The organism is Rhodopila sp., from assembly GCF_035548235.1.
In the GTDB taxonomy this organism is placed as follows: Bacteria; Pseudomonadota; Alphaproteobacteria; order Acetobacterales; family Acetobacteraceae; genus Rhodopila.
In genome coordinates this window covers 1-2,579 of sequence record NZ_DASZTJ010000151.1, presented here as the reverse complement: position 1 = coordinate 2,579, position 2,579 = coordinate 1, and the positions used below count along the sequence as shown (strand labels likewise).

The following is a 2,579-nucleotide window of genomic DNA, read 5'->3' as shown; positions in this document are numbered from 1 at the left end:
CTGCGTCCGTCCCCGGCCCAGGGTATGTTCCCAAGAGCTTGCCCCGGAGCAGGGCCCGGGCGCTTGCCCGTGTCGCTGGCAGACCGATATGTATGCGCATGAGCCAGACACACCACACCAAGGTCCTCATCATCGGCGCCGGACCGGCCGGGTACACGGCGGCGATCTACGCGGCGCGCGCCAGCCTCTCGCCCGTCCTGGTGGCCGGCCTGCAGCCCGGCGGACAGCTCACGATCACCACCGACGTCGAGAACTATCCGGGCTTCGCCGAGACCATCCAGGGTCCGTGGCTGATGGAGCAGATGCAGGCGCAGGCCGAACACGTCGGCACGCGCATCGTCTACGACGTGATCACCGGCGTCGACTTCTCGCAGCGCCCGTTCCGCTGCCAGGCCGATTCGGGGGACGTCTACACGGCCGATTCGGTGATCGTCGCGACCGGGGCGCAGGCCCGCTGGCTGGGGCTCGACTCCGAGATCGCGCTGCAGGGCCGCGGCGTCTCGGCCTGCGCCACCTGCGACGGGTTCTTCTATCGCGGCCGCACGGTCGCGGTCGTGGGCGGCGGCAACACCGCCGTCGAGGAGGCGCTGTACCTGACCCACCACGCCGACAAGGTCATCCTGATCCATCGCCGCGACAGCCTGCGCGCCGAGAAGATCCTGCAGGCCCGCCTGTTCGCCAATCCGAAGATCGAGGTGATGTGGAACCGGCGCGTCGCCGAGATCGTCGCCGGCGGCACGCCGGAGGTCGTCAACGCGCTGCGCCTGGTGGACACGGTGACCGATGTCGAAACGACCCTGCCGGTGGACGGCGTGTTCATCGCCATCGGCCATACGCCGGCGACCGCGGTGTTCGCGGGCCAGGTCGACCTCGACGCCGAAGGGTTCGTGCGCACCGTGCCGGGCAGCACGCGGACGTCGGTGCCGGGCGTGTTCGCGGCGGGCGACGTGCAGGACAAAATCTTCCGCCAGGCGGTCACCGCGGCCGGAACCGGCTGCATGGCGGCGCTGGAAGCGGAAAAATACCTCGCGGAGCACGAAATTCCGGTCTCAATGGCAACGGCATGAACGAAATTTGGCGAAACGGGCAATTTTCGTCACATGACTCGAAAAAACCCGGTTAGGATTGGTGCAGTGCGAACAACCATGTCGGCGGGGGGAACCATGCCGGCGGGATGACAGACGCGGCGCGTAGGACCGACCTGGCCGCGAGAGAGGTTTGACGATGGACTGGGATAAGCTACGCGTCTTCCACGCGGTGGCGGAGGCCGGTAGCTTCACGCATGCCGGCGATACCCTCAGCTTGAGCCAGTCGGCCGTATCCCGCCAAATCTCCGCCCTGGAAGAAGCGCTGCAGGTCCCGCTGTTCCATCGCCATGCGCGCGGGCTGATCCTGACAGAACAGGGCGAGTCGCTGAACCGCACGGTACGTGAAGTTTTCGCAAAGCTGGCAATCACCGAGGCGCTGCTGACCGAAAGCAAGGAGAAACCCGCCGGCCGGCTGAAAGTCACCACGACCGTCGGCTTCGGATCGTCCTGGCTCGCGCCCCGGCTGTATGGCTTCCTCGAAGCCTATCCGGACGTGACGATCTCGCTGCTGCTGGACGACACCGACCTGGACCTGGCGATGCGGGAGGCGGACGTGGCGATCCGCATGCATCCGCCCAAGCAGCCGGACCTGGTGCAGCGGCACCTGATGACCATGAACTGGCATGTCTGCGCCTCGCCCGACTACCTGAAGCGCCACGGCGTGCCGCAGCGGGCCGAGGACCTGGACGCGCACCGGCTGATCCTGTTCGGCCAGCACCATCCCCCCGTCCCCGAGGTCAACTGGCTCGCCGAGGCCGGCCGCCGGGCGGGCAGCCCGCGCCGGGCGGTGCTGGAGGTCAACTCCATGTACGCCATGATGCTGGCGATCCGGGCGGGCATCGGGATCGCCGCGCTGCCGGATTTCTTCGTGGCGGAAAACCCGGACCTCGTGCAGGTGCTGACCGAGGTGAACGGGCCGAAGGTGGACGTGTTCTTCGTCTATCCCGAAGAACTGCGGAACTCGAAACGCGTGGCGGTGTTCCGGGACTTCCTGCTGGCGCGGCTGGCGGAGATGCACTGAGCCGGGCTGCTCGCCGGGAAGTTTTTCCAAGGGAACGCCGGGACCGGCAGCCCGTCCGGACGACCGCCGGCCGGTCGGCTTCGCCGCCCCGGCCTCGCCGCCCCGGCCTCGCCACCATAGGCCTTTCCATCACCTGGGCGTCCCCTGGCGGAGCATCGGCCATCGTGCGCCCCAACGAACCATCCCCATCGCACCCATTCCTAGGACGAAAGAGAAATTCCTTGACATGAAACGGAATATAGACCTATAGACAGGGACTCCGTCCTACAGTCCCTTCCTACAGGCCCTCGATGTCCGTCCTCGAACTTCCCGCCGCCTTCCTGCGCGCCGTCCTGTACAACCTCGCCATGCTCCTGCTCCAGGGCGCCGGCGGCGACATGGATGAGGCCTGGCAGGCCGCCGTCGACCTCATGCGCGGCTATGACGTGCAGACGGATGAGGAATTCCGTCTCTTCGCCCAGATCCTCTCG

The 2,579-nt window shown here is 67.1% G+C and carries 3 protein-coding genes; all 3 read left to right on the top strand.

Annotated features, from left to right (window positions below; genetic code table 11):
• Window positions 1-98: 98 nt before the first annotated feature.
• Window positions 99-1,067, top strand: coding sequence for a thioredoxin-disulfide reductase (gene trxB, locus VHB27_RS12980; protein WP_325601013.1), 969 nt, complete (start codon window positions 99-101; stop codon window positions 1,065-1,067).
• 157 nt (window positions 1,068-1,224) lie between these two features.
• On the top strand, window positions 1,225-2,109 hold the full coding sequence (locus tag VHB27_RS12975) for a LysR family transcriptional regulator (protein ID WP_325601011.1): 885 nt from the start codon (window positions 1,225-1,227) through the stop codon (window positions 2,107-2,109).
• 290 nt (window positions 2,110-2,399) lie between these two features.
• Window positions 2,400-2,579 (top strand): hypothetical protein (locus VHB27_RS12970; RefSeq protein ID WP_325601009.1); only part of this gene is annotated, 180 nt, incomplete at its 3' end.

What these genes read in the sequence shown, in the direction of transcription:
- trxB (WP_325601013.1), top strand. Translation starts at nt 99, where the DNA reads ATGAGCCAGACACACCACACCAAGGTCCTCATCATCGGCGCCGGACCG.
- VHB27_RS12975 (WP_325601011.1), top strand. Translation starts at nt 1,225, where the DNA reads ATGGACTGGGATAAGCTACGCGTCTTCCACGCGGTGGCGGAGGCCGGT.